This window comes from Brucella sp. HL-2 (assembly GCF_025846885.2).
GTDB lineage: Bacteria > Pseudomonadota > Alphaproteobacteria > Rhizobiales > Rhizobiaceae > Brucella > Brucella quorumnocens.
Genome location: NZ_JAOYTK010000061.1, coordinates 1 through 3255 on the forward strand (window position 1 = coordinate 1; position 3255 = coordinate 3255).

The window sequence follows — 3255 nt, forward strand, 5'->3', positions numbered from 1 at the left end:
CAACGACAGCAACTTGACCGCGGCAGACTGATACTGAAATCTACATCCAACGATCGCCAGCCAAAGTGCGCGCGATCAAATCGGAATGATGCGCGGCATCAGATTGGAATGACTGCGCGGCATCAGATTGGAATGACTGCGCGCGATCATCGGAATCCGCATAAGGTTACACTGCCCGCGTCAGTTTGCGCCAAAGTTAACGTTACACTGCCCTTTTGGGCAATGCCGCGTTGTTCGACATTAAAGGCAAGCTCGCCCGCAAGCGGGCATTGGCAGCAATCCCGGCCTTGAGATCAGCTATTGTTCAAGCCCGACGTACACTCGTTGACGAACGCGCGCGGCTCTACGTCGTGAATGGGCGGATAACCCCTACGGCCGCGCCGATAACGATACGCGAAGAAACCGCACGGACGACCGCGGGAGAACCTAAAGCCATAGATGCAAAGACGTTAGTAGTCGACGCTGACGATCCATTCGCAGATCCTGTTCAGTCTTTTGTCGATAGTGATGATCCGGTCGCATTGCCACTTTTAACGGCAACGACTGAGCGCCAAACGAGGAAGGCCAAGACGACAATGATGATGATACACGCATCAATTTTGGCTTGTCGGATGCAGCAGCACACATTGCCGTAGTTACTTCACTGGCCAACATGGCTGTTGGAAACGGGCGCGTTTCAGACGTTCATAAGCTATCTTGGGCGCTCACGCGCATGAGTAAAAGTCTTGCCACTGCCGCGTCCGGTGAGCCGTGGTCAGTGGCGCCCCTCATGGCAACTTCTTGCTCAATGAACGGCGTGAAACATCCGCAGGCCTCTAAACTGAGCTAGATCCAGGCTTTTCACACAAGTGTTTATGGCTTTGAGAAGAGGGCTGACGGTGGTTTGTCAGCCCTTCATCACACAATTTCTTACTCGGCCCAGTCGGCTCGAAGCTGCTAAAATGGCCAACTCATAAAACAAATAGCGAACCAGCTATTCAGACGAATATCGCCTACGTCCCGGTTAAGTATAGTGGGCGCAGCAAGTCCAGGAATTCTTGGCGATTGAAATTTTCCACCGCCGGTTTAGTCCTCAAACAGTATGGCGGCATAATCCATAGCCCCATGCAGGATACGGACAATCCATACCTGATCATCATCTACCCAGTAAAAAATCAGGTAATTTCCGTGCAGTCGGCGGCGGTAGCCGTGTCGCTCATAACGAGGCACCAAAGGGAAACTGTCGGCCATGTCAGCCAAAGCTTCGCACTTGCGACGTAGTTCCTGCATGAACGAATAGGCGCGCCGGGGGTTATCTTTGGCAATGAAATCACCGATTTGCTCTAGGTCGTTTTCAGACTCATCGGAAAACTTAACTCTCATGCTGATTTTTCGGCCTTTTCAGCCATAGCAAGATATTTTGCCTCTAGCCGATCAAACACTTCACTTGCTGACTTTGTGCGCCCGGCTTCTATGTCAGCCATCCCGCGAGCCAGCGCAGCATCAAGGGCGGCCAGTTTCGTTTCGCGATCCTGAACGAGGCGCACACCTTCGCGCAAAACTTCACTTTTAGAGCCATAGCGGCCCGCATCGACGAGCTGCTGGATATAGCCTTCGAGCTGTTTACCCAATTCGGCACTGATCATGTCGTACGCTCCTTCGCTTTAAAATACGTTCAAGTTAGCCTACTTATCAACTATTATCAAGATCGAGCCGCAGTGGGCCGTTTTTGCAACTTCGGGCCGACTGTGCCTACTGTTTTTGACGCTGCCTGCTGCTCTTCTCGTCTTCTGCGTTCAGCAGCTCTTCACGCTGCTTGAGGAGTTCCGACTGATCTTGCGCCATTCGCTCGACTTGCGGCGATTGGTTGATATCAACAGGCATTTGACGTTTTGGGTCTTCTCTATTCGGCGCGTTGAAGTCAAGGCCTAAAAAGCTTGCGTTTTGCCAGCATCTGACGTTTTTCGCAGGTCCGCGCTTCTCTTCGAGATCGGCTCTATGGCCCTCCCAGCATGGGATCAGTAGAATGAAGCGGCCCAATCTGACTCGCGTCCTGATCGTGAGTGCGACCGGCACAAGACCCTAAGCGAACTCACCTCATCCATCGTCCTGCGAAGGACGTTCTTCCACCGGCAAGTGGAACTTTATTGTTTGGCTCTCGTTTTAAATGGCTGCCGACATGCTGTCTTTTGTCCAATGGAATTCCGTGCCATCTCTCCACATACGATGCATGATCACGGCCATCCGGCGAGCGAGTGCAACGATTGCTTTTTGCCGACCACGTCGTTTGGCGATATTCATCGCCCAGGCTTTCAGCCAAGACCATTTCTTCACCCGGCTCAACATGACCTGAGCTGCTTCATAAAGCAAAGCTCTCATCATGCTATCCCCACATAAGGAAACCAGAGCCGCGCACCGGCGGCTTTGATCAATTGACGGATGGTTGCCGACTTATGGCTGCCGAGATTGTCCATGACGACGATGTCGCCTGGCTTGAGCACCGGGACCAACTGCTGCTCGACATAGGCGCGAAAACACTGGCCGTTAATCGGTCCGTCGAAGACACAGGGTGCTGTAAGCTGATCGTTCCTCAAAGCGCCTAGGAATGTCAGCGTGCCAGTGGCCATGCGGTGCAAATGCCCGCAGTCGCTTGCCTTTTGGGCCCCAGCCCCTGATCGGCGACATGTTGGTCTTGATCCAGGTCTCATCAATGAAGACCAGCCGTTCGGGATCGAGATTATTTTGCAGGGCCTTCCACCGCTGTCTTTTGCGAGCGACGTCGGCACGAGCTTGCTCAAGGGCGAACAGCGTTTTTTTTGAAGCGCGGCCCTTCACTGCGAATGAATTCCCAGATCGTATTGTGCGAGACGGAAATACCCCGCTCGGTCAACGCCGCCTTCAGGCCATGGAGTGTCAGGTGTGGGTTCTCGGCGAGCCGTTGCACAATGATATCACGATGCGGTTCGAGTATCCGCTTGCGGTGGCCGCCCATCTTGCCCGGATGAACCGATCCGGTCGCACGATGGCGCTGGGACCATTTTACGATTGAAGACGCGGCAATTTCAAACCTCGTCGCCACTGAACGAATGCTTTCGCCACTCAGCACGGCGGCAACAACGCGCTCTCGAAGATCATTCGATATCGGTGCGGTCATCAGACGCTGGCCTCCATCCAGCCAGCATCAATGAATCAGAACAAAACTGATTTGGGAAGCGCATTCGATTCAGACAAAAACGGAAACGCTCTAATCACCTTTACCTCGCGGCAAATCTTACC

4 protein-coding genes and 2 pseudogenes are annotated in these 3255 nt (G+C 53.3%); 1 reads left to right on the forward strand and 5 read right to left on the reverse strand.

Translation table 11 applies throughout. The annotated features are described in order from the left end of the window. The first annotated feature begins 230 nt into the window (after positions 1 to 230). Positions 231 to 635 carry a hypothetical protein gene (locus OIV19_RS23435; RefSeq protein ID WP_264234308.1) on the forward strand — a complete coding sequence of 135 codons (405 nt, stop codon included), beginning with the start codon at positions 231 to 233 and terminating at the stop codon, positions 633 to 635. A 430-nt stretch (positions 636 to 1065) separates the two neighbouring features. Here OIV19_RS23435 and OIV19_RS23440 read toward each other — a convergent pair whose 3' ends face one another. The 5 genes and pseudogenes from OIV19_RS23440 to OIV19_RS23460 form a co-directional block, all read right to left on the reverse strand. Continuing rightward, on the reverse strand, positions 1066 to 1362 hold the full coding sequence (locus OIV19_RS23440) for a type II toxin-antitoxin system RelE/ParE family toxin (protein ID WP_264234309.1): 297 nt from the start codon (positions 1360 to 1362) through the stop codon (positions 1066 to 1068). After that, a complete protein-coding gene (locus OIV19_RS23445) occupies positions 1359 to 1625 on the reverse strand; it encodes a type II toxin-antitoxin system ParD family antitoxin (RefSeq protein WP_264234311.1) in 267 nt (88 codons plus the stop codon). The genes OIV19_RS23440 and OIV19_RS23445 overlap by 4 nt, the downstream gene beginning before the upstream one ends. Before the next feature lie 106 nt (positions 1626 to 1731). Then, on the reverse strand, positions 1732 to 2019 hold the full coding sequence (locus OIV19_RS23450; RefSeq protein ID WP_264234313.1) for a hypothetical protein: 288 nt from the start codon (positions 2017 to 2019) through the stop codon (positions 1732 to 1734). A gap of 123 nt (positions 2020 to 2142) precedes the next feature. Then, positions 2143 to 2382: pseudogene (locus OIV19_RS23455) on the reverse strand (IS110 family RNA-guided transposase); the annotation flags it as partial. Next, a pseudogene (locus tag OIV19_RS23460) lies at positions 2379 to 3133 on the reverse strand (IS630 family transposase); the annotation flags it as partial. The pseudogenes OIV19_RS23455 and OIV19_RS23460, both read right to left, overlap by 4 nt. Between the last annotated feature and the right edge of the window lie 122 nt (positions 3134 to 3255).